Annotated in this window: 19 protein-coding genes; 10 read left to right on the top strand and 9 right to left on the bottom strand. The window is 67.0% G+C overall.

The features are described from left to right. Positions 1–157: 157 nt before the first annotated feature. A complete protein-coding gene (locus SALB1_RS13255; RefSeq protein WP_109994294.1) occupies positions 158–1324 on the top strand; it encodes an acyl-CoA dehydrogenase in 1167 nt (388 codons plus the stop codon). A gap of 73 nt (positions 1325–1397) precedes the next feature. Beyond that, entirely contained in the window at positions 1398–2381 is a 984-nt protein-coding gene (locus tag SALB1_RS13260) for an NADPH:quinone oxidoreductase family protein (RefSeq protein WP_109994295.1), read from the top strand. 125 nt (positions 2382–2506) lie between these two features. Here SALB1_RS13260 and SALB1_RS13265 read toward each other — a convergent pair whose 3' ends face one another. The 8 genes from SALB1_RS13265 to SALB1_RS13300 form a co-directional block, all read right to left on the bottom strand. Further along, a complete protein-coding gene (locus SALB1_RS13265) occupies positions 2507–3061 on the bottom strand; it encodes an NUDIX domain-containing protein (RefSeq protein WP_109994296.1) in 555 nt (184 codons plus the stop codon). A gap of 20 nt (positions 3062–3081) precedes the next feature. Next, positions 3082–5076 carry a DUF3488 and transglutaminase-like domain-containing protein gene (locus SALB1_RS13270; protein WP_109994297.1) on the bottom strand — a complete coding sequence of 665 codons (1995 nt, stop codon included), beginning with the start codon at positions 5074–5076 and terminating at the stop codon, positions 3082–3084. Continuing rightward, complete coding sequence (locus SALB1_RS13275) at positions 5076–6032, bottom strand: DUF58 domain-containing protein (protein ID WP_158590739.1); 957 nt, start codon at positions 6030–6032, stop codon at positions 5076–5078. Before SALB1_RS13275 ends, SALB1_RS13270 begins: the two co-directional genes overlap by 1 nt. A 4-nt stretch (positions 6033–6036) precedes the next feature. Continuing rightward, entirely contained in the window at positions 6037–6945 is a 909-nt protein-coding gene (locus SALB1_RS13280; RefSeq protein WP_370453258.1) for an AAA family ATPase, read from the bottom strand. Positions 6946–7069: 124 nt separating this feature from the next. After that, a complete protein-coding gene (locus SALB1_RS13285; RefSeq protein WP_109994300.1) occupies positions 7070–7564 on the bottom strand; it encodes an FxsA family protein in 495 nt (164 codons plus the stop codon). A 112-nt stretch (positions 7565–7676) separates the two neighbouring features. Continuing rightward, positions 7677–10619: a valine--tRNA ligase gene (locus SALB1_RS13290; protein WP_109995439.1), complete on the bottom strand. Its 2943-nt coding sequence runs from the start codon at positions 10617–10619 to the stop codon at positions 7677–7679. 107 nt (positions 10620–10726) lie between these two features. Next, positions 10727–11161: a DNA polymerase III subunit chi gene (locus SALB1_RS13295; RefSeq protein ID WP_109994301.1), complete on the bottom strand. Its 435-nt coding sequence runs from the start codon at positions 11159–11161 to the stop codon at positions 10727–10729. A 19-nt stretch (positions 11162–11180) separates the two neighbouring features. Next, entirely contained in the window at positions 11181–12686 is a 1506-nt protein-coding gene (locus SALB1_RS13300) for a leucyl aminopeptidase (RefSeq protein ID WP_109994302.1), read from the bottom strand. A 199-nt stretch (positions 12687–12885) separates the two neighbouring features. On the opposite strand from SALB1_RS13300, the gene lptF reads away from it, so the two are divergent. Then, complete coding sequence (lptF, locus tag SALB1_RS13305) at positions 12886–13977, top strand: LPS export ABC transporter permease LptF (RefSeq protein ID WP_109994303.1); 1092 nt, start codon at positions 12886–12888, stop codon at positions 13975–13977. Further along, a complete protein-coding gene (lptG, locus tag SALB1_RS13310) occupies positions 13974–15041 on the top strand; it encodes an LPS export ABC transporter permease LptG (protein WP_109994304.1) in 1068 nt (355 codons plus the stop codon). The genes lptF and lptG overlap by 4 nt, the downstream gene beginning before the upstream one ends. 9 nt (positions 15042–15050) lie before the next feature. Here lptG and SALB1_RS13315 read toward each other — a convergent pair whose 3' ends face one another. Then, on the bottom strand, positions 15051–16550 hold the full coding sequence (locus SALB1_RS13315; protein WP_109994305.1) for an amidase: 1500 nt from the start codon (positions 16548–16550) through the stop codon (positions 15051–15053). Between the two features lie 359 nt (positions 16551–16909). Between SALB1_RS13315 and pcnB the strand changes: the two genes are divergently transcribed. The 6 genes from pcnB (at position 16910) to pgi (ending at position 22714) form a co-directional block, all read left to right on the top strand. Beyond that, positions 16910–18130 carry a polynucleotide adenylyltransferase PcnB gene (gene pcnB, locus SALB1_RS13320; protein WP_255414564.1) on the top strand — a complete coding sequence of 407 codons (1221 nt, stop codon included), beginning with the start codon at positions 16910–16912 and terminating at the stop codon, positions 18128–18130. Next, positions 18127–18636, top strand: a complete 510-nt coding sequence (folK, locus tag SALB1_RS13325; protein WP_109994307.1) for a 2-amino-4-hydroxy-6-hydroxymethyldihydropteridine diphosphokinase — start codon at positions 18127–18129, stop codon at positions 18634–18636. Before pcnB ends, folK begins: the two co-directional genes overlap by 4 nt. After that, positions 18618–19262, top strand: coding sequence for a deoxynucleoside kinase (locus SALB1_RS13330; protein ID WP_199678808.1), 645 nt, complete (start codon positions 18618–18620; stop codon positions 19260–19262). Before folK ends, SALB1_RS13330 begins: the two co-directional genes overlap by 19 nt. Before the next feature lie 23 nt (positions 19263–19285). Next, the gene (gene panB / locus SALB1_RS13335) at positions 19286–20122 is read left to right on the top strand and encodes a 3-methyl-2-oxobutanoate hydroxymethyltransferase (protein WP_109994308.1); all 837 of its coding nucleotides are present in this window, start codon (positions 19286–19288) and stop codon (positions 20120–20122) included. Positions 20123–20143: 21 nt separating this feature from the next. Continuing rightward, entirely contained in the window at positions 20144–20974 is an 831-nt protein-coding gene (gene panC, locus SALB1_RS13340; RefSeq protein ID WP_109994309.1) for a pantoate--beta-alanine ligase, read from the top strand. 123 nt (positions 20975–21097) lie between these two features. Next, the gene (gene pgi / locus SALB1_RS13345; RefSeq protein WP_109994310.1) at positions 21098–22714 is read left to right on the top strand and encodes a glucose-6-phosphate isomerase; all 1617 of its coding nucleotides are present in this window, start codon (positions 21098–21100) and stop codon (positions 22712–22714) included. The last annotated feature ends 6 nt before the right edge of the window (positions 22715–22720 follow it).

A 22720-nucleotide genomic window follows, 5' to 3' on the forward strand; every position in this document is an offset into this window, starting at 1 on the left:
TACATAAGCCGCATTAATGCGAAATGCAATTTCGTTTTAGTATTGGCGACTGAATGTTTTCGGGCGTCCGGAGTTTCGCGCGGCGGTGGTGCATGCGTGCCACCGGCCACGGCGTGAGTGGCCCGGATGCCCATGCGATCGACAAAGGAAGACGACGATGCAGGACTTTGCCTGGTCCGACCCCCTGCTGCTGGAAGGGCAGCTGAGCGAGGACGAGCGCATGATCCGCGATGCGGTTCATGATTATTGCCAGAACAGCCTGATGCCGCGCGTGCTGGAGGCGAATCGGCATGAGATCTTCCACCGCGAGATCATGACTGAAATGGGGTCGCTCGGCATGCTCGGCTCAACCATTCCCGAGGCGTACGGGGGCGCGGGGTTGAGCCATGTCTGCTACGGCCTGCTCGCGCGGGAGGTCGAACGGGTCGACTCGGGTTATCGGTCGGCGATGAGCGTGCAATCGTCGCTGGTCATGCATCCCATCCATGCATTCGGCAGCGAGACGCTCCGCAACCGGTATCTGCCCAGGCTGGCCAGTGGTGAATGGGTCGGCTGTTTCGGGCTGACCGAGCCCGACCACGGCTCCGATCCCGGCTCGATGAGCACGCGCGCGTCGCGGGTCGAGGGCGGCTATGTTCTGAATGGCGCCAAGACCTGGATCACCAATTCGCCGATCGCCGATGTCGCGATCATCTGGGCCAGTCTCGACGGGCAAATCAACGGCTTCGTCGTCGAGCGCGACTTCGGCGGCATGACGACACCGCACATCGACGGCAAATTCTCGCTGCGTGCGTCGGCCACCGGCCAGATCATGCTCGATGACTGTTTCGTGCCCGAGGCGAACCGCCTGGACGTGACCGGACTGAAGGGCCCGTTCTCCTGTTTGAACAAGGCCCGCTACGGCATTGCCTGGGGCACCATGGGCGCGGCCGAATTCTGCTGGCACGCGGCCCGTGATTACACGCTCGAACGCCGGCAGTTCGGCCGGCCGTTGGCGGCCACACAACTGATCCAGAAAAAACTGGCGGACATGAGCACGGAGATCACCCTGGGTCTGCATGCTGTACTGCGGCTCGGCCGATTGATGGATGCGGGCCAATGGGCGCCGGAAATGGTCTCCATGCTCAAACGCAACAACTGCGGCAAGGCACTCGAGATCGCCCGCCAGGCCCGCGACATGCACGGTGGCAACGGGATTGCCGATGAATACCACGTCATCCGGCATGTCATGAATCTCGAAGCGGTCAACACCTACGAAGGCACCCACGATATTCATGCCTTGATCCTGGGCAAGGCCCAGACCGGGTTGCAGGCTTTCAAATGAGCCGGGCGCCGATCACACCGGCATGCCGTCGCGGGCCCGCGTCGCTGCCCCTCATCAATCAAGGGATATCGCCATGAAGGCATTGCGCTGCAAACAGTTCGGGCCGCCCGAGACGCTGGTGCTCGAAGAGGTCGACACGCCGCCCGTTGGGCCGGACCAGGTTCTCATCGACATGCGCGCCGCCGCGGTCAATTTCCCGGACAGTCTGATCATCCAGGACAAGTATCAACTCAAGCCCGAGCTGCCGTTTTCGCCGGGCGGTGAGCTGGCCGGCACCGTCGCGGCCGTCGGCGAGAACGTGACCCGGGTGCGGCCCGGCGACGATGTGATTGCATTCACGGGATACGGCGCATTTGCGGAACAGGTGGTGGCCGGGGCCGATCAGGTCATGCCCAAGCCGGCGGGGCTGGATTACGTGACCGCCTCGGCCTGCGTGATGACCTATGGCACGAGTTACCATGCCCTGGCCGACCGGGCCGGGCTCGTCGCGGGCGAAAGCCTGTTGGTGCTGGGCGCCTCGGGCGGAGTCGGGCTGGCCGCGATCGAGATCGGCAAGGCGCTGGGCGCGAATGTGATCGCGGCCGCGTCGAGCGAGGCCAGGCTCGCCATATGCCGCGAACATGGCGCGGACGAGACGATCAATTACGCAAGCACCGACCTGAAACAGGCACTCAAGGATCTGACCGGCGGGGCCGGCGTGGACGTGGTCTATGATCCGGTGGGCGGCGCCGCGACGGAAGCCGCGCTGCGCGGCACGGCCTGGCGTGGGCGGTTGCTCGTGATCGGCTTCGCCAGCGGCGATATTCCCAAGCCGCCCTTGAATCTGGCCCTGCTCAAGGGCGCTTCGATCATCGGCGTGTTCTGGGGAAGCTTCGTGCAGCGTGAGCCGGAGGCCAACGCCAAACAGCTCGAGACGGTTTTCGAGTGGATCCGCGAAGGCCGCCTGCGCCCCCATATCGGCGGCGTGTATCCGCTGGCTCGCGGCGGCGAGGCGATCGCCGCGCTCGCCAACCGCCAGGTTTCCGGCAAGCTGGTCATTACCACCGTCACCGACTGAGCTTCACCCGCCAAGCGGTCCCGCTGAGTGGGGCCGCGGCCGGGTTCACTGGGATGCAACCCGCAAGACGCGCGGGTTCGGGTCGGGCGCGCCGGGTTGGGCCGGAGAGCCTTGGGGGGCCTAGATCAATCCATATCCGGCGGTGCCTTCAGCCAGGCTTCGACCTGGGGCGGCAATTCGCGCGGTTGTGGGTCGTAGCCCTGGGCACGCAGCCAGTCGCGCACGGCCAGGCCGGTGCCGCCGGGCCAGTATTCGGCTTCGTGCTTGGGCACGTGGAACCACTCCGCCAGTTCCTCGTTGAGCGCGATCTCGCCGCGGCCGACCAGATGATAGGCCAACAACAACTGGTTCTTGCGGGCGAAGCCATAGGCGCCGATGAATTCGGTGATCTCGGCCTCGATGCCCAGTTCCTCGGCGACTTCGCGCACCACGCCTTCGGCCGGGTCTTCACGCGGTTCCAGAAAGCCGGTGACCAGGCCGTACATGCCCTGCGGCCATTTTGCGTTGCGCGCGAACACCAGGTGGCCTTCGTGTTCGACCACGCCCGCAACCACCGGGATCGGGTTGTCCCAGAAGATATAACCGCAGTCGTCGGCCGGGCAGGCCAGACGATCCATGTCGGCGATCTCGCGCACGACCAGCGGCGTGGCGCAGACGGGGCAATAGCGGCGTGGATCCATGGTTTCTCCTAGGGCCTAATTCAGCCGCGCCGCGGAGGATGAAACCGGCGGGCGCGGCGAATGAAATCGCGACGCTCGGCAGGGCCGGGCGTCGAAGCATAGCGTAACCGCGAATAGCGCGCGGCGAGATCCGTGATCGCACGGGCGAGCGCCGGATGTCGGGCCGCGACGCGCTCGGCGTAATGGGCGGGTGTCTCGCCGGTGCGGCGGGCGATGCCGCGGCGGGCGAGCCGGCGGCATACTCCCTGCCAGGCGCGCACCGCCGGATCAGGCTCGCGGGCGACCCGCATGCGCCAGGCGAGCCAAAGCGACACCAGCATCAGCAGCCCGACCACGAGCCCGGTCAGGATGGCGATCGCGGTGCCGAAGCCTGCGATGCCGAGGGCCGCGAATAGGCGTTGCTGGAGATCCGGACCGTAGGCGAGAAACCAGCGGTTCCAGCCCGCGTCGACCGCGTCCCAGAGCATGCGCGCGCGATACCAGGCATCGCGGCCGTGGCCGCCGGCCATGTACGGCAGATCGCCGGTGTCGGCGATCGCCGCGTTGATGCCGTCCACGATACGCTTCGGTGCCGCCGCCGCGGTCGGGTCCACACGTACCCAGCCGGCGCCGGCGAGCCAGACTTCGCTCCAGGCATGGGCGTCCGAATCGCGCACGATCCAGTAATCGCCGAGGCTGGCGTGTTCGGCGCCCTGGTAGCCGGTGACCACGCGGGCCGGCACGCCGGCGGCGCGCATCAGGAACGTGAAAGCGCCCGCAAAGTGCTCGCAGAAGCCGGCGCGGGTGGTGAACAGGAAATCGTCGACGCTGTTGTCGCGCGAGGTCCGCGGCGGATTGAGGGTATAGCTGAAACCGCCGCGCCGTAGGAAATCGAGCGCGCTATGCACCACCGCGCGGGCGCCCGGGTCCTGCTGCGCCCAGCGGTGGGCCAGCGCGCGGGCGCGCGGATTGCCCGTGGCCGGCAGTGCGAGCGCGCGTTGTCGGGCGGCCGGCGTCAGCTTGGCGTCCAGGGTGTATTGCGTGGCCGAGCGCGCTATGTAGCGGACGCGCTGGTCGATGGGCCGGGGCGCGACCCAGTTGCCGCCGGCCGTGCGTCGATGCGCGGTGTCGACAGCCAGCGGCATGTCGAGCGCGATCAGCCAGCGCTTGTGACTGGGCGCAAGGGTGATGTCGGTGCGGATGGTCGGTCCGTCGGCGTGCACACTGGCCGGCGCGATATCGCGGGCGACGCCCGGGCCCGTATGCCAGGTGCCGTGGTCGTAATCCCAGAGCACCGGCCCGCGCCAGTAGCGGAGTGCCGGTGGCGGCGCGGGGCCGTCGAAGCGCACACGAAACGCGACCGCGCCCGAGCGGGCCAGATCGGCGATAGCGCCCGGCGACATCGTGTCCGACAGACCTGTTCGCGCGGTGTTGCCGTTATCGGCGGGCAGGCCCCAGAGGGGGCCGGGCAGCCGGGGAAACAGCACGAACAATGCCGCTGCCACCGGAATCGCCAACGCCAGCAGGCGGGCCGATTCCGCGGCCGATGCCGAGGGCGGGGCGTCGTCTCCGGCGTGGAGGTGTACGAAAGCGGCCACGATCAGCCAACTGCCGCCGATCAGGTACAGCGCCATGCCGAGCGACTGAGAGAACAGGAACTGGGTCACCAGTACGAAGCAGCACAGCGCCAGCACGATCACCACATCGCGATAGCGCTGGGTTTCGCTGAGCTTGAGCGCCAGCATGAGCACGAGCAGCGCCACGCCCGCGGTCTGTCCGTTGATGTGGCCGAAGCCAAGAAAGACCGCGCTCACCCCGGCAATGGTGAGCAGCGCGCGGAGCAGACCGTGTGGCGTGGCCTGCCCGAGCAGGGTCCGGAGCACGTTCCAGGCCAGCAGCGCGGCGGCGGCGAAGCTCACCCAGAACGGCAGATGCAGAATGTGCGGGCCGCAAATGACAGCCACCAGCGCGGTCAGCGCGAGTCGCTCGCCGCGGCTGACGAGCCGGGCCGTGTGGGTGGTTCCGGTAGCCGCCATCAGAACAGGGCCAGTGCTTCGAGACAGTCTCGCCGGTGGGCCGGTCCCGTGGCCGGGCCGAGCGTTTGCCGTGGCAGGCGCAAGCCATAGACGGCGCCGTGTCGATCGGCCTCGACCACCCAGTAGGCGAGCTGCGACAGGCGGGCCTCGGGGGCCAGCGCATCGAGCGTGGCATAGTCGAACCAATGGCTGGGCGCGCGGCTGTCGTGGTGCTCGGTGATGATCAGATCGTCGGTACGCGCGCTGGCTTTCCAGTCGATACGACGCCGGGAATCGCCGGTCTGGAAACGACGGTGGCCGGCGAACAGGGCCTCGCCGGCTCGGACCGGCTCGGCGTGCCCGTCATCGCCGGCCTGTGCCATGGAGGCCGACCCGAGCCGGTCGATGGGCGCGGGGTAGACCAGCACCCGCGCGCTGGGCGCGGCATGGCTCCAGCAACGAAACAGGCCCATCGGGTAGCGGCTGCTGAGGGTCAGGCGCGGGCAGCTTAGCCGGCCGCGGCCGTGTGTCGGTACTTCGATGGACGCGTGCCCCGCCCGTTCGCGATCGACCGCGAGCGCGCGGCCGATGCCGGTGGCGCCGCCGGCGACGTACAGACCCCGGCGCACCGGCCGGGCATGGCTTGCCAGTTCGATGTCGAAGCACGCGGTTTCGCCGGCGAATACCGGCGCCGCCCGGACGTCGGTCAACTCCACCCCGGCGAGATTGCGATGCGCACGATGCATGGAAACCAGCGCGGCGGCGGCCAGCCAGAAGGTCAGGGTAAAGGCGAGATTGTTGCCGTAGTTGGTCGCTCCGACGAGCATGACGACCAGCAGCACGCCGAACAGGGCACCGGTCGCGCTGGGCAGGATGTAGACGCGACGCGCGGGAATGCGCAGCGGCGGCGGTCCGCTCGGCGCACGCCGGCGGATGGCGGCGTCGATACGGTGGGTAAGCGGTATGCCGAGCGCCAAGGCGTTATACGTCGACGCGGGCCAGCAGATACGCGGAGGGTTTGCCGGCGTCGCGCTCGCGCAAGGTGAGGCGATGATCGACCACCGCCGGCAGCACGGCTTGGACGTCTTCGGGCAGCACATGGTCGCGGCCATCGATCAACGCCCAGGCCTGGGCCGCGCGCCGCAGCGCGAGCCCGCCGCGCGGCGACAGCCCGCGCTCGCATGCACTCGCGCTACGGCTGTGCTCGATCAGGGCCTGCAGGTAATCGAGCAGCGGATCGCGCACGATGGTGGCCGCGGCCGCGCGCTGCCAGGCGATCAGGTCGCCCGGTCCAGCGACCGGCGCCAGCCGGTCATGCGAGGCGTCGGCCCGGGACACGCCGCCCGCGAGCAGCCGGCGCTCGGCCATCCGCGAGGGGTAGCCGAGATCGATCCGCATGAGAAAACGATCGAGCTGCGAATCCGGCAGGTTGAATGTGCCACTGTGATCCGCCGGGTTCTGGGTGGCCAGCACGTTGAAGGGCGCCTCGAGCCGGTGGGTCATGCCTTCGATGGTGACCTGGCGTTCGGCCATGGCTTCCAGCAATGCGCTCTGGGTGCGCGGGCTGGCGCGGTTGATCTCATCGGCCAGCACCAGTTCCGCGAAGATCGGGCCGGGCCGGAACACGAATTCGGCCTCGTTCCGGTCGAACACCGATACGCCGAGAATATCGCTCGGCAGCAGATCGGAGACGAACTGGATGCGCGAGAATGCCAGGCCCAGCGCATCCGCCAGTCCGTGTGCCAGCGTGGTCTTGCCCACGCCCGGAATATCCTCGATCAGCAGGTGGCCATCGGCCAGCAGACAGGCGAGTGCCAGTCGAATCGCATGATCCTTGTCGTACAGCCGCTGGCCGATGGCGCGGCGCGCACGATCGAGGGCGCCGGCGATGGCCGCGCGCTCCGTTGCATCCGGCTGTAGGGGCGGTCGGGACGACATGCTTGCATCGGAGATGGTGACTGGCTCACCAGACTATCGAAGCCGCGCCCGAAAGACATCCAGGTGCGCTGGCGGATCAGTCGTCGCGGTCGAGCCGGTTGTCGTGGCGCGCGCCGTCCGCGCGACCGGACTTGCGCTGGTATTCGCCTTCGATCGTGCCGTCGTCGGCACCGCCGCCGAACGGGCCGCGGCCAAATCCGCCGCCGCCCGGGGTGAGAATCACGAAGCGTGATAGCAGGTTTTTCGCCAATCGCATGCGCAGTTGCGGAATGAGCAGCAGAAAACCGAGCGCGTCCGATATGAAGCCGGGCGTGAGCAGGAAGAAACCGGCCAGAAGCAGGGCCGCGCCGTCGAGCATCGGCAGGGCCGGGGCCTCGCCGCGCGCCTGGGCCGCGCGGATACGGTTCATCACGCCCAGTCCCTGCCGCCGTACCAGCTGGCTGCCGATGAGGGCGGTCAGCAGCACCAGGGCAATGGTTGGAATCACGCCGATGATGCCGCCGATCTTGACCAGCAGATACAACTCGACGATCGGCGCGATGATGAACAGCAGTAACAGTCGTGCGGCCATGGTCAACCTCGTTCGGCACGCCGGCCGACGTCGGGGCCGGCGCTCTCCTCATTGATTGTGATGTGGTGCCGGATGTCGCGCAGGCAAGCCGTCGGCGCGCCCGGGCGCGCGCCTACAGTGCGGCGATGCGCCCGCGCTGCTCGGTGAGTTCGACGTGTTCGCGCTCGAGTTCCTCAGCCTGGGCGCGCGTCTTGTCCACCACCTCGGCCGGCGCCTTGGCAACGAACGAGTCGCTGGCCAGGCGGCCACGAACGCCGTTCAGGTCCTTTTCCAGCTTGGCCAGGCGCTTGTCGAGCCGGGCCAGTTCGGCCTCGGTGTCGATCAGCCCGGCCAGCGGCACGCGCAGCTGCATGTCGCCGACCAGTGCCACGGCGGATTCGGGAATCTCCGCGGCGGGCCGTTCGTCGATCGATGCCACGCCAGCCAGGAAATCGATGGCAGCACGGTGCGCGGCGAGGCGCTCGCGATCGGTCGCACTGGCGTTGGCGACCATTAGCGGAATCTTCTGGCGCGGCGCGATATCCATTTCGCCGCGGATCGTGCGCAGGCCGTTGATGACTTTCTTCAGCCATTCGATGTCGGCCTCGGCGTTGGCGTCGATGCGCGAGTCATCGGCGGCCGGGTAGGGCTGCACGGAAATGCTTTCCCCCGCGGCGGCGAGCGCGCGGCCGCGCGCGAGCGGCGCCACGCGTTGCCAGATCTCCTCGGTGATGAACGGCATCAACGGGTGCAGCAGGCGCAGCGTGGTTTCCAGCGTACGCACCAGCGTACGGCGGGTGCCGGCCTTGGCGGCATCCGACGCATCGCCCGACAGCACCGGCTTGATCAGCTCCAGATACCAGTCGCAGAAGTGGTGCCAGATGAAATCGTGGATGGCATTGGCCGCCAGATCGAAGCGATAGCTGTCGAAATGTGTGGCCATGTCGGCTTCGAGCCGCTGCAGGCGCGACACGATCCAGCGGTCGGCCATCGACAACTCGATGTTTTCGTCGTCGGCCGGGACGAAGTCGTCGGGCACCTGCATGAGCGCGAAGCGCGCGGCGTTCCAGAGCTTGTTGCAGAAGTTGCGATAACCCTCGACGCGGCCGAGATCGAAGCGGATGTCGCGGCCGTAGGAGGCCAGTGCCGCGAAGGTGAAGCGCAGGGCATCGGTGCCGTAGGCGGCGATGCCGTTCGGATATTCGGCGCGCGTGGCTTGGGCTACTTTCGCGGCCTTGGCCGGCTGCATCATGCCCGAGGTGCGCTTGGCGACCAGCGATTCCAGGTCGATGCCGTCGATCAGGTCGATCGGATCGAGCACGTTGCCCTTGGACTTGGACATCTTCGCACCCTCCGAATCGCGCACCAGGCCGTGGATGTAGACCTCGCGGAAGGGGACGTCGTCCATGAACTCCAGGCCCATCATGATCATCCGGGCGACCCAGAAGAAGATGATGTCGAAGCCGGTGACCAGGACGTTGGTCGGGTAGAAGGTGGCAAGTGCGTCGGTCTGCTCCGGCCAGCCGAGCGTGGAGAACGGCCACAGGGCGGACGAGAACCAGGTGTCGAGCACGTCCTCGTCCTGGCTGAGCGCCACGTCCTCGGCGAGGCCGTGCTTGTTGCGCACATCGGCTTCACTCGCGCCGACGTAGACATTGCCGGCCTCGTCGTACCAGGCCGGAATGCGATGGCCCCACCAGAGCTGGCGCGAGATGCACCAGTCCTGGATGTTGCGCATCCACTCGAAGTAGGTCTTGGACCAGTTGTCGGGGATGAAGCGGATGCGCCCGTCCTCGACGGCCTCGATCGCCGGCCTGGCTAGCGTTTTGGCGTCGACGAACCACTGGTTGGTGAGCATCGGCTCGATCACGTCGCCCGAACGATCGCCGTAGGGCTGCATGATCTTCTTGTCCTCGGCGGCGATCATCAAGTCTTCGGCATCGATGGCTTCGACGATCCGGCGGCGCGCTTCGAAACGATTCAGGCCGCGATATTCGTCGGGCACCAGATTGATGGCGTCGATCGTCATCGCGTCCGGCGCCTCGCCCGAAGCCACGATCCCGGCGGCCTGGGCGGCGGCGTCGGCGTAGGGCGCGCCGTCCGCCCGCAGGGCGGCCGATTCGTCCATCAGCCGATACATCGGGATCTGGTTGCGCTTGGCGACTTCATAGTCGTTGAAGTCGTGGGCGCCGGTGATCTTGACCGCGCCGGAGCCGAAGTCCGGGTCCGGATAGTCGTCGGTGATGATCGGGATCAGGCGGCGCTGGGCCTTCGGCCCGACTGGAATCTCGCAGCGCAGGCCCACGATCGGCGCGTAGCGCTTGTCGTCCGGATGCACGGCGATCGCGCCGTCGCCGAGCATGGTTTCCGGGCGGGTGGTGGCAATCGAGATGTAGTCGCGCGTTTCGCGGAAGGTCTCGTGGCCCTCGGCGTCGGTCTCGACATATTCGTAGGTGGCGCCGCCTTCCAGCGGATACTTGAAATGCCACATGTGGCCGTCGACCTCGACGTTCTCGACCTCGAGGTCGGAGATCGCCGTGTGCAGCACCGGGTCCCAGTTGACCAGCCGCTGGCCGCGATAGATCAGGCCCTTGTCGTACAGATCGATGAAGACCTTGCGCACTGCTTCGGACAGGCCCTCGTCCATGGTGAAGCGCTCGCGCGACCAGTCGACCGAGGCGCCCAGGCGCCGCATCTGGGTCGTGATGTGGCCGCCGGATTCGGCCTTCCACTGCCAGATACGGTCGACGAAGGCCTCGCGACCCATGGCATGGCGCGAGCTGCCCTCGGCCTCGACCTGGCGCTCGACCAGCATCTGGGTGGCGATGCCTGCGTGGTCGGTGCCTGGCTGCCACAGTGTGGGTACGCCCCGCATGCGGTGATAGCGGGTCAAGGCATCCTGGAGGGTATCGTCCAGGGCATGGCCCATGTGCAGTCGCCCGGTGACGTTGGGCGGCGGCAGCATGACGCAGAATGGTTCGCCGGATGCGTTCATGTCGGGCGCGAAATAACCGCGCTCCTCCCACACGGGATACCAGCGGGCTTCGATCGCGTGGGGGTCGAAGGTCTTGTCCATCTCGGCCATGGAAGATCTCTTTATCGATTCGTGCGGCGGCTTGACCGCCCAGTTTGCGGGCGCGGGCGACGTGTTCCAAGACCGCGCGCGGGCAACGCGTGGCGCGCTCAACGGGCCGCGATCTTGTGCGTGGTCAACGGGTAGCCACGATCCTTGAAAAAACGGTATTGCCGGCGTGCAGCGGCCATCGCCTCGGGGCCAACGACTTCGTTGTGGCGGGCGAAACGCGAAAAGAAGCCGCCGACCTCGCCGCCGACGTTGATCAGCATATCGTCGAAGCCGACGGGAGGTTCGCCGGTGCCGATGACCACCGGCGTGAGATCATCGTCCGCTTCCAGCGCTTCGGCCGTGACATGCGGGACGAAACTGCCCTGGCGGAATCGCCAGAGCAGCTCATCGAGCGCGTTCGCCTGTTCGGCGTCCGCGACGTGGATGAACACCCGATGGCCTTCGCTGTGTGCCTTCTCGGTGAGCCGGCAGGCGAATTGCGCCGCGGCATCCGCGGCGCCGTCTTCCAGAATGTAGAAGAAGACTTCGGTCATCAGGTGTGTCCGCGTTCCGTCAGCCCTGTTGTGCGCGGTCGATCAGGTACTGCGTGAGCAGGCCCACCGGGCGGCCGGTCGCGCCTTTTTCCTTGCCCGATTTCCAGGCCGTGCCGGCGATGTCCAGATGCGCCCAGCGCAGCTTGCGTGCAAAGCGATGCAGGAAGCTCGCTGCGGTGATCGAGCCGCCGGCGCGGCCGCCGACGTTGGCCATGTCGGCGAAGTTGGAATCCAGATCCGACTGGTAATCCTCCCACAGCGGCATGGGCCAGGCGCGATCGCCGACCGTTTCGCCGGCATCACGCAGGGCGCGGCGTAGCGGGCTGTTGTTGCCGTACAGCGCCGAGGCGTGATGGCCCAGCGCGATCACCGCTGCGCCGGTCAGCGTGGCCATGTCCACCACGGCGTCGGCGTCGTAATTGCGCTCGACATAGGTCAGCGCGTCGGCCAGCGCCAGACGGCCCTCGGCGTCGGTGTTGAGGATCTCGATGGTCTGCCCGGACATGCTGGTCAGGATGTCGCCCGGCTTGTAGGCGTTGCCGTCCGGCAGGTTCTCGGTGGCGGCGATCACGCCCACCAGATTGATCGGCAGCTCCAGCTCGACGGCGGCCTCCATCGCCCCGAACACGCTCGCCGCGCCGCCCATGTCGTACTTCATCTCGTCCATGGCCGCGCCCGGCTTGAGGCTGATGCCGCCGGCATCGAAGGTCACGCCCTTGCCGACCAGCACCGTCGGCTTGTCGCTCTTGGCGCCGTTCATGTACTCCATGACGATGAACTTGGCCGGCTGGCTCGAGCCACGCGACACACCCAGCAGCGCGCCCATGCCGAGCGCTTCCATGTCGGCTTCCTCGAGCACCTGCGTTTTAACGCCGTGGCTGCGCTCGGACAGCGCAGTGGCCTGTTCGGCGAGATAGGTCGGCGTGCAGATGTTGCCCGGCATATTGGCCAGATCCTTGGCCATTTTCACGCCGTTGGCCGTGGCCACGCCTTCGTTCACGCCGCGCTCGGCCGCCGGCAGATCGGAGCGGCGCGGTACCTGGAACACCAGGCGCGAAAGCTTGCGGGTGTGCTTCTCGAAGCTGGGGCCCTTGCAGGCCTCGAAGCGATAGAACGCGTCCTCGACGGTGAGCAGGGCCTGCTTGACGCTCCAGCCGAAGTCGTCGCGACCGCGCACGTTGAGTTCGGTGAGGTAAAAGGCCGCATCGACACCGCCCATGGTGTCGAGTTCGGCGGCGGCGGCTGCGCAGGCCTTCTGGTAGGCGCGCGCATTGAAATCGCGTTCCTTGCCGCATCCCACCAGCAGGATACGATCGCAGAACAGATCCTCCATACCGTGCAGCAGCGTGGTCTGCCCAAGCTTGCCGTCCATGTCGCCGCGCCGCATGACGGAGGCGATGAGCCCGCCGCTTGCCACGTCCAGAGCCTCGGCTTGCGTGGAAGGCTTGCGGCGGTCGAAGATACCGACGATTACACAGCCGACCCGCTGTTTTTCGGGGCTGCCGCTTTTTACGAGATATTCCATGCGTTGCTCCTGCAAAGCCGATAATCCTGAGTTGTGGTGGTGCGCCTCAACCGTTCCGTGAACCTGCAAATGAAGCGCTTAGGGCCCGACCAAATGATTCGAAAGCGGGAAGTCTACATAAATTTTCGAAAAAATCATCCCCGACGTGCTCATCGCTGCCAAATGAAACATTCCCTCTGTCGTCCGAGTTTGGCCATTCATGCCTAGTGTGATTTTCAGGTACCTGTTCGGGGAGACCGCCAGAACCTGGCTCGTCATTAGCGCGGTGCTCGTATTCCTGACCCTCGGGATCGGGTTGTCGCGCTACATCGGCGATGCCGCGGCCGGCCAGGTGCCGGTGGACACGGTCGCCACGCTGGCCGCGCTCAGCGTGGTGAGCAACCTCGATATCGTGATGCCTATTTCGGTCCTGCTGGCCATCATGCTCGTAGTCGGCCGGTTGTGCCGAGATAACGAGATGGCCGCGCTCATGGCTGGCGGCGTGGGCCTTGCGGTGATCTACCGTCCGTTTATAACGGTCGCCACACTGATTGCCCTGTTTGCGGGCACGATGTCGATTATCGTCGCGCCGCATGCGCAGCGCGAGATCAATCGACTGGGCGCGCAGACCGCGGCCAACGCGGTGCAGTCGGTTACGCCGGGGCGTTTTGCCAGCTTCGACGGCGGCCGGGTGTCGTTCTACGCCGAGAGCCGCGACGCCCAGGGCCGGCTGCACCACGTGTTCGTGCGCGTACTGTCGAAACACGAGGGGCGCGATCGCCAGACGATCGTAACGGCCAGCACGGCGCGGCAGAGCGTCAATGACCAGCACGCGGTCACCCTGGTGCTCTCCGACGGGTGGCGCTACGAAGGGGTGCCGGGCGATGCGGACTATCGCATCATTCATTTCGACAAGCACGGCATCCGCCTGTCGCCGGCGCGCGCGCTCAAGGACAACGACTATGACGCCAAGTCCACACTCGCCCTGATGCAGAGCGACCGGGGCAAGGCGATTTCCAAGTGGCAGACGCGGATTTCCGTGCCATTGTCGATTTTCATCCTGGCGCTGATCGCGTTGCCCATCGGCCGGGTGCCGCCGCGGGCAGGGCGTTACGGGCGCGTGATCGTGGGCATTCTGTTCTTCGTGATTTATCTCAATCTCGTACGGTTGTCCGGTCAGGCGATCGAGAGCGGCCTGCTGCCGCCCGTCATCGGCGAATGGTGGGTGCATGGTGTGGTGTTCGCCATCGCCATGACCCTGATTGCGCGTGAAAGCGGCTGGCCACGGCGGCGCGTCGGGGGCGCGGCATGATCCGGATCATCGATCGCTACATCGCGCGCACCATCCTGGCTGCAACCGGCATGGTGGTGGCGGTGATCGCCGCGCTGCTGTCGCTGATGCTGTTCATCGGCGAAGTGGACAACATCGGGCAGGGCAGCTGGGGATTGGCCAAGATCCTGGTCTGGTGCGTGCTGATGTTGCCCGAGCGGCTTGCCTTCGTAATGCCGGTGGTCTCGCTGCTCGGCGCGCTGCTGGCGCTGGGGGCGTTGGCGGCCGGCAGCGAGCTGGTGGTGATTCGTAGCGCCGGTGTGTCGATGAAGCGGCTGGCGGTATCGGTGGGGATCGCCGGTTTCATCCTGGCCGTGATCACGGTCGTGCTCGGCGAGCTGGCGGCGCCGATCGGAGTGCAGAATGCGACCATGCTGCGCGACAAGGCCCGCCACGGCGAAGCGGGGCGCTCGGTCGACAACGGCTTGTGGCTGCGCAGCAGCGGCTATGTCCTGCGCATCGACTCGGTGTTGCCGGGCGGACGCATCCAGGGGCTCGATGTCTATCGTTTGAACGGCGACGGCCAGCTGCAACTGGCGGTCGCGGCCGATCGGGCCCATGTCGACGGACAGAACCTGATCATCGATCAGCCGCGGATCACGCATCTGGCGTTGCGGCACAGCCGGACCGAATCCCCGCCGCAGATGTCGCTGCCGATCGCGATCAAGCCGGAGACGCTCGAGCTTGCGGTCACCCAGCCGGACGAATTGTCGTCCTACGGCTTGTGGCAGTACATCAACTACCTCGACGCCAATGATATCAACGCGGACGACTACAAACTCGCGCTCTGGCGCAACATCGTCACGCCGTTCACCGTCTGGGTGCTGGTGATTTTCGCCTTGCCGTTCGCCTTTGGCTCGCTGCGCAGCGCCAGTGCCGGGCAGCGGCTGTTCATGGGCGGCCTGACCGGCCTGTTGTTCTTTCTGGTCAACGAGATCGTGGCTTCGACCGGGCCGGTCTATGGGATTCCGCCCTGGATCGCGGCCAGTCTGCCGACTGTCCTGCTGGCCGGGGGCACCGGGTACTGGATGCACCGGCTGAACTGATGTCGCCGATCAGGGGTCGATGCCGGCGATCCGGGGCAGCCGGTCGAACCAGGGCGCGGCCCGCTCGATCTGGGCGGCGAGCTGGAACAGCAGCATCTCGCCGCCGGGCGGGCCGACGAACTGGCTGCCGATCGGCAGGCCGGCGTCGCTGACATGCAGCGGCACGGACATGGCGGGCGTGCCGGTCAGGTTGGCGAGCTGGGTAAACGGTACATGGCGCAGGTTCTCGTGCGCCATCCGGTCGACGATACCCGAGGCCAGCAACGCCCGGGCGCTGGGCATGTGCAGCAGGGGTCTGAGGGCGGCGTGTTGCCAGCCCGGCGTGGCCAGTTCGCCGATCGCCACCGGCGGGCTGGCCAGGGTGGGCGTGAGCAGCAGGTCGTAATCGGCATGAAAGGCGGCCAGCGCCTGGCGGTAGCCCAGCCAGCGACCGTGCAGCCGGCTGTACTCGACCGCTGACAGGCTGCGGCCGAGATGGGCCATCGCGCGTGTGTCGAGTTCGAATTCACTGGCGCGGGCCCCGGTCAACGCGCGCACCTCGTCCACCACGCGCGCCATCTGCACGAACCACATGGATAGAAAATCCTGGCACAGCCGGGCGCCGTCAAGCTCGGGGGCGGCCGGCTCGACGTCGTGGCCCAGATCGGTCAGGCATTGGATGGTCCGGGTCAGGGCCGTGTCGACTTCGGGATGCAGCGGGTGGCCCAGTGGCGAGCTGTCCATCACGCCGATCCGCAATCGCCCGGGGTCGCGCTCGATGGCCTGCCGATAGGGCATCGGCGGGCCTTCGATCCGCACGATCGCCCCCGGTTCGTAGCCGGCGATGGCGTCGAGCATGGCCGCGCTGTCGCGCACGGAGCGGCTGATCACATGATCCACGGCGGCGCCGTGCATCATGTCGGTATGGTCGGGGCCGCCCGGCACGCGGGCCCGGCCAGGCTTGAGGCCGAACAAACCACAGCAGGCGGCCGGTATTCGAATCGAGCCGCCGCCGTCGTTGGCGCCGGCCATCGGCACCACGCCGGCTGCGACCGCGGCGGCCGACCCACCCGAGGAACCGCCGGGCGTATGGTCGGGATTCCAGGGATTGCGCGTCGGCCCGTTAGCTTCGGGTTCGGTGATGCCCTTGGCGCCGAACTCCGGGGTGTTGGTCTTGCCGAGGATATTGACCCCCGCGGCGATGAATCGTCGCACGACCTCGGCATGCACCGGCGGCTTGTAGCCGACGCGCTTGAGTGCCGCGTTGCCATAGGTGGTGGGTATGCCGGCATAGTTCTGGAACAGGTCCTTGATCAGGAAAGGTACCTGCGCAAACGGGCCGGATACCGTGGCCAGCGCGCGCTGGTCGGCGATCTCGTCCATACGGCGAACCACACAGTTGAGTGTGGGGTCGACGGCCTCCAGGCGGTGGCGCGCGGCCGAAACGACCTCGGTGGCAGACACCTCGCCGCGCGCGATCAAGTCGGCGAGAGCGGTTGCGTCGTGGCGGACATAGTCGCGATGATCCATGGGCAGTCCCTGCAGGAGTCGAATGGCGCCCGCAAAAGCGCCGCGCCGTGTGCTGCGGCATACGTTACCGCCCCGGCCGATACTTGGCACGGGGGCGTCGCGCGCGGCTGTCGCGCGCAGCCGAGGCGGGCGCACAATTCAGCGTTGCAGCTCGCTCATGTAAACTCATTGCGTTAGGCTCGCCACGTCTGGTCCGGCGGGCATGCGGTCGTTGGCGCGGTCTACCATGACACGCCGGATCCTGAACGCATCGAATGAACCATTGAGCGCACTGGGGCAGATTCATTAACGAAGTAAGAAAGGTCGAGCCGGACGAGCACGGCATCACGCGTGGCGACATCAGCGAGGCGGCGTTGTCCGTGCTCGACGGACTGCACGCGGCGGGCTACCGCGCCTGCCTTGTGGGCGGCGCGGTACGCGACCTCCTGCTGGGTGTGGCACCCAAGGATTTCGACGTCTCCACGGATGCGGAGCCGGAGGCGGTGGTCGAGGTGTTCGGCCGCAAGGCGCGACTGATCGGGCGCCGTTTCCAGATCTGTCATGTGCGCTTCGGGCGCGAGATCGTCGAGGTTTCCACCTTCCGTGCCGATCCGGCCAATGCCGACACCGAGGATGCGCGCGAACTCGACGACGCCGGGCGGGTGCTGCGCGACAATGTGTTCGGCTCGATCGCCGAGGATGCGCGCCGGCGCGATTTCGCCGTCAACGGCCTGTATCTGGATATCGCCGACTATTGCATCTACGACTACGTGGATGGCCTGGCCGACATCGAGGCACGCCGCCTGCGGCTGATCGGCGAGGCGCGTGTGCGCTACCGTGAAGATCCGGTACGCATGATTCGCGCGGTACGCATCGCGGCCAAGCTGGATCTGGCGCTCGACCCGGCGGCCGAGCCGCCGGCCGACATGATCGAGTTGCTGTCCGACGTGCCGTCGGCGCGCATGTTCGACGAAGTGCTCAAGCTGCTCATGCATCCGTCGGGCCCCAAGGTCTATCGCATGCTGCGTCACTATGATCTGCTGCGCCCGCTGTTCGCCGACACCATGGCGGTGATCGAATCGCCGGCGGGCGCGGCCAGCGAGGCGTTGATCGAAAAAGCGATTGCCAACACGGCGGCGCGCATCGAAGCGGGCAAGCCGGTCACGCCGGCGTTTATCTTCGCCGCGCTGCTCTGGCCGGCCGTGCGTGAAGCCGCGGCCAATCTCGAGCGAGAGGGCATGCCGCCGGCGCCGGCGCTGGCGAGCGCCCAGTCGCAGGTGGTCTCGCGACAGATCCAGCGCGTGGCGATTCCCAAGCGGTTTTCCATCCCCATGCGCGAGATCTGGCAGCTGCAGCCGCGCTTTCACAAGATTCGCGGGCGCCATCCCGAGCGCCTGATCCCGCATCCGCGGTTTCGTGCGGCCTACGATTTTCTGCTGCTACGGGCCGAGGTCGGCGAAGTCGAGCCGGAACTGGCCGAATGGTGGACCGTGATGCAGGACGATCCATCCACGCCCAAGCCGGCGTCGGGCGCCGGGGCGCGCCGACGCAAGCGTCGCGGCGGTCGCCCGCGCAAGTCCGCGGCGGCCGATTCGTCGTGACTCGGCCGGCCGGCCGGCATGTCGCCTGGATCGGCCTCGGCAGTAATCTGGATGATCCGGCGGGCCAGCTTGAGCGCGCGCTCGACGCGCTGGGCGCGACCCCGGGCGTGGCGGTGCTTGCGGTGTCGTCGTTCTATCGCACCGCACCGGTGGGCGGCCCGGCCGGTCAACCCATGTTCTGCAATGCCGCCGCCGCGCTGGCCACGGCTCTGGCGCCGCGCGCCTTGTTGCAGGCGCTGCAGGCGATCGAGGCCGCACACGATCGAGTGCGCGATGTGCGCTGGGGCCCGCGCACGCTCGACCTGGATATCCTCGCCTACGACGAGCGCCGGCTCGACGCCGCGGATCTGATCCTGCCGCATCCGCGCGCCCACCAGCGCGCCTTTGTACTGGTGCCGCTGGCCGAGATCGCGCCGGCGCTCGTGCTCGGTGCGCATGGCCGCGTCATAGATTGCCTGCGGGACGTGCCCTGCGACGATGTGCAACCGTGGCCAACAACGCGATGAAAGCCGGGCGCTATATCGCCATCGAAGGCCCCATCGGTGTCGGCAAGTCGACGCTGGCCGGCCGGCTGGCGGCGGATCTGGACGCCGGACTGCTCGACGAGGCCCCGGACGACAACCCGTTTCTCGGCGATTTCTATGACAATCCGGCGGCACATGCCTTGCCGGCCCAGTTGTTCTTTTTGCTGCAGCGCGCCCGCCAGGTCGATTCGCTGCGCCAGTCGGACTTGTTCGGCGGCGGCTGCGTCGCCGACTTCATGTTCGACAAGGATCCGTTGTTCGCCCGGTTGACGTTGTCCGGCCCGGAACTGGCGTTGTACGAGGATATTTACGCCCGGCTGGCCTGGCAGGCGCCGCGGCCGGACTGTGTGATCTATCTGGATGCGCCGCTCGACACGCTCATGGCGCGCATCGCCAGGCGGGGGCGGCCGGCGGAAGCGAATCTGGAACGGGATTACCTTGCCCGTGTGGTATCGGCGTATCGCGCGCATTTCGCGACCTACGACGCCACGCCCCTGGTTCGCGTGGATGCCGAGGCCATGGATCTGGTCGGCAACGACGCCGATTACCGGGCCGTGCTCGCCGCGCTGGAACGCCCCATGACGGTGCAATCCCTGCCGCAGGCATAGGTGCCGATGCTATAGTCCGCGCCATGAATACCAGTCCTTATCCGCATCTGCAGCAGCAGATCCGCAAACCGTTGACGCTCGGCGATCTGGCAACGATGAAGGCCGAGGGCGAGAAAATCGCCTGCCTGACGGCCTATGACGCCAGTTTCGCCGCACTCGAGGATCGCTCGGGCGTCGACGTGGTGTTGGTCGGCGACAGCCTCGGCATGGTGATCCAGGGCGCGACGACTACGGTCGGCGTGTCGATGGACGACATGGTCTATCACAGCCGCATCACCGCGGCCGGCCTGGAACGGGCCTTCCTGATGACCGATCTGCCGTTTCTGTCCTATGCCACCAAGCACGCCGCGCTGGCCGGCGCCCACCGGCTGATGGCCGAGGGCGACGCCAAGATGGTCAAGATCGAGGGCGGCGCCGAGATCGCCGACACCATCGAGCATCTGGCCACCTACGGCGTGCCGGTGTGTGCGCATCTCGGCCTGCGCCCGCAGTTGGTGCACAAGCTGGGCGGGTTCAAGGTCCAGGGGCGCGACGAGGCTGCGGCCGCGGCCATGTGCCGCGATGCCAAACGCCTGGAACAGGCCGGTGCCGATCTGTTGCTGCTGGAGTGCGTGCCGTCGTCGCTGGCCGCGCGGATCACGGCCGAGGCGGGGGTGCCGGTCATCGGTATCGGCGCCGGGCCGGATACCGACGGCCAGATCCTGGTGATCTACGACATCCTCGGGCTGTCGCCGGGCAAGAAGCCGCGTTTCGTGAAGAACTTCATGCAGGATGCGGATGGCCTGGATACCGCCACCGCCGACTATGTCGCCGCGGTCAAGGACTGCCGCTACCCGGCGCCGGAACACGGTTTCAAATAGGTTCCCGGGATGGGATCGTCCATGCAAGTCCTCAATACCATCGATGCGGTGCGCCAGTGGCGTGCCGGCTCCGAGACGGTCGGCCTGGTACCGACCATGGGCAACCTCCACGCCGGCCATCTGGCCCTGGTGGCCGCGGCGCGCGCGCGCTGCGACCGGGTGATCGCGAGCATCTTCGTCAATCCGCTGCAATTCGGGCCGAACGAGGATCTGGCGAGCTATCCGCGCACCTTCGATGCCGATCGCGCGGCGCTCGTCCATGCCGGCGCCGACGCCGTGTTCGTGCCCGGCGTCGACGAAATGTATCCGGACGGCGACAGTGCCACGACGGTGGAGGTCTCGGGCATCACCGAGATCCTGTGCGGGCGCAGCCGGCCTGGGCACTTCCGCGGCGTGGCCACGGTGGTGAACAAGCTGTTCAATATCGTGCATCCCGATGCGGCCTTCTTCGGCGAAAAGGACTACCAGCAGCTTGCCGTGATCAAGCGCATGGTCGCCGATCTGTGCATGGACGTGGCGGTCGAGGGCGTGCCGACCGTGCGTGACGATGACGGGCTGGCGTACTCCTCGCGCAACCATTATCTGGACAACACCCAGCGTCGCCAGGCCCTGACCCTGTCGGCGGCGATCACGGACGTCGCCGAGCGACTGGCCGCCGGGCAGCGCGATTTCCGCGCGCTGGAAGCCCGTGGCTGGGCCCAGCTCGTCGATGGCGGCTTCGAGCCCGATTACTTCGAGATCCGTGCCGCCGATCTCGGTCCGCCCGAGCCCGATACGACGGATTTTCGCGTACTCGCCGCCGGGCATCTCGGGCGGACACGCCTGATCGACAACATGGGCGTATCGGTCTGATCCGGCAGCCGGCCCGCCCTGGCTGAGGCGGACGTTTTTAGCTAGTCTCGATGATTGGCACGCATGTCGTTGCCCCTTTTCGTATCGTCTGACGCGCGCCGAACGGCGCAAAGGCTGGAATCGATGTCCGACCCCCTCGACCAACCCGGTTGGAAGAACCTCGTCGCCCTGGCGGCGAAGAATGCGAGCCAGCAGATGCTGGATCTGTTCGCGGCCGACGCGGCGCGCGCTTCGCGCTATAGCGTGGCCGCGGCCGGTGTGACGCTGGATTACTCCAAACAGCGCATGGACGACGACGTGCGCGCGGCCCTGCTCGAACTCGCCGAGGCGCAGGGCGTGCCGCAGGCGCGCGAGGACATGTTCGCCGGGCGGGCCATCAACACCAGCGAGAACAGGGCCGCCTGGCACGTCGCGTTGCGCGCGCCCGACGATGCGCCGATGGATGACGCGGTTCACGATGTCCGTCGCGCCATGGCCGGGTTCGCGGATGAGGTCCGCAGCGGCCGCTGGACCGGCTTCTCCGGCCAGCCGATCACCGATGTGCTCAACATCGGCATCGGCGGCTCCGATCTGGGCCCGCGCCTGATCTGTGAAGCGCTGTATGAAGGCGATGGGCCACGGCCGCATTTCGTGGCCAACGTCGACCCGGCCGATCTCGACGACACGCTGGCCGGCCTCAACCCGGCCACCACGCTGGTGATCGTGACATCCAAATCCTTCGGCACCGCCGAAACACTGGCCAATGCGCGTGTGGCGCGTCAGTGGCTGGTCGATGCCGGCGCGGGCGAGGGCGATATCGCCAAGCATTTCGTGGCCGTGTCCACCAACGCCGAGGCCGTGTCCGAGTTCGGCATCGAGCGCATGTTCGGTTTCTGGGACTGGGTCGGCGGTCGCTACTCGCTATGGTCCGCGGTCGGCCTGTCGATCCTGCTTGCGGCCGGCCCTGAGCAGTTCGAAGCACTGCTGGCCGGCGCCCATGCCATGGACGAGCACTTCCGTACTGCACCGCTGGCGGACAATCTGCCCGCGATGCTGGCGCTGGCCGGTATCTGGAACAACAATTTCCTGGGCTTGAAGAGCCACTGCGTGGTGCCCTATGCCCAGCGTCTGGCCTCGCTGCCGGCGTTTCTCCAGCAGCTGGAGATGGAATCCAACGGCAAGTCGGTGACGCGCGAAGGCAAGCCGGCCACGGTTTCCACCGTGCCGACCATCTGGGGCAGCGTGGGCACCAATGCGCAACACGCTTATTTCCAGATGCTGCATCAAGGCGATCCGGCGGTGGACCTGGACTTCGTGCTGCCGCTGTCGTCGCCTGAGGCGGCTGGCGATGCGCGGGAGCGCGAACGGGTGGCCAACTGTATCGCCCAGGCCGAAGCCCTGATGTGCGGTCGCGACAGCGATGCACTGCGGGCCGAGCTCGAAGCCCAGGGGCTGACGGGCGACGCGCTCGAACACCGGCTGGCGGCGCGCCGGTTCGACGGCAACCGGCCCAGCAACATGCTGGTGCTCGATGCGCTCGACGCGCATCACCTCGGGGCCCTGATCGCCGCCTACGAACACAAGGTGTTCGTGCAGGGCATCATCTGGAACGTCAACAGCTTCGATCAGTGGGGCGTGGAGCTCGGCAAGACCATGGCCGGGCAGATCGTCGACGAACTGGGGGAACAGCCGCGCGCCGCCGCGCACGATGGCTCGACCGCAGCACTCGTGGCCCGCGTGCGCCGCGCCTGGAACCGCTGATCCCCG

Source organism: Salinisphaera sp. LB1 (assembly GCF_003177035.1).
GTDB lineage: Bacteria > Pseudomonadota > Gammaproteobacteria > Nevskiales > Salinisphaeraceae > Salinisphaera.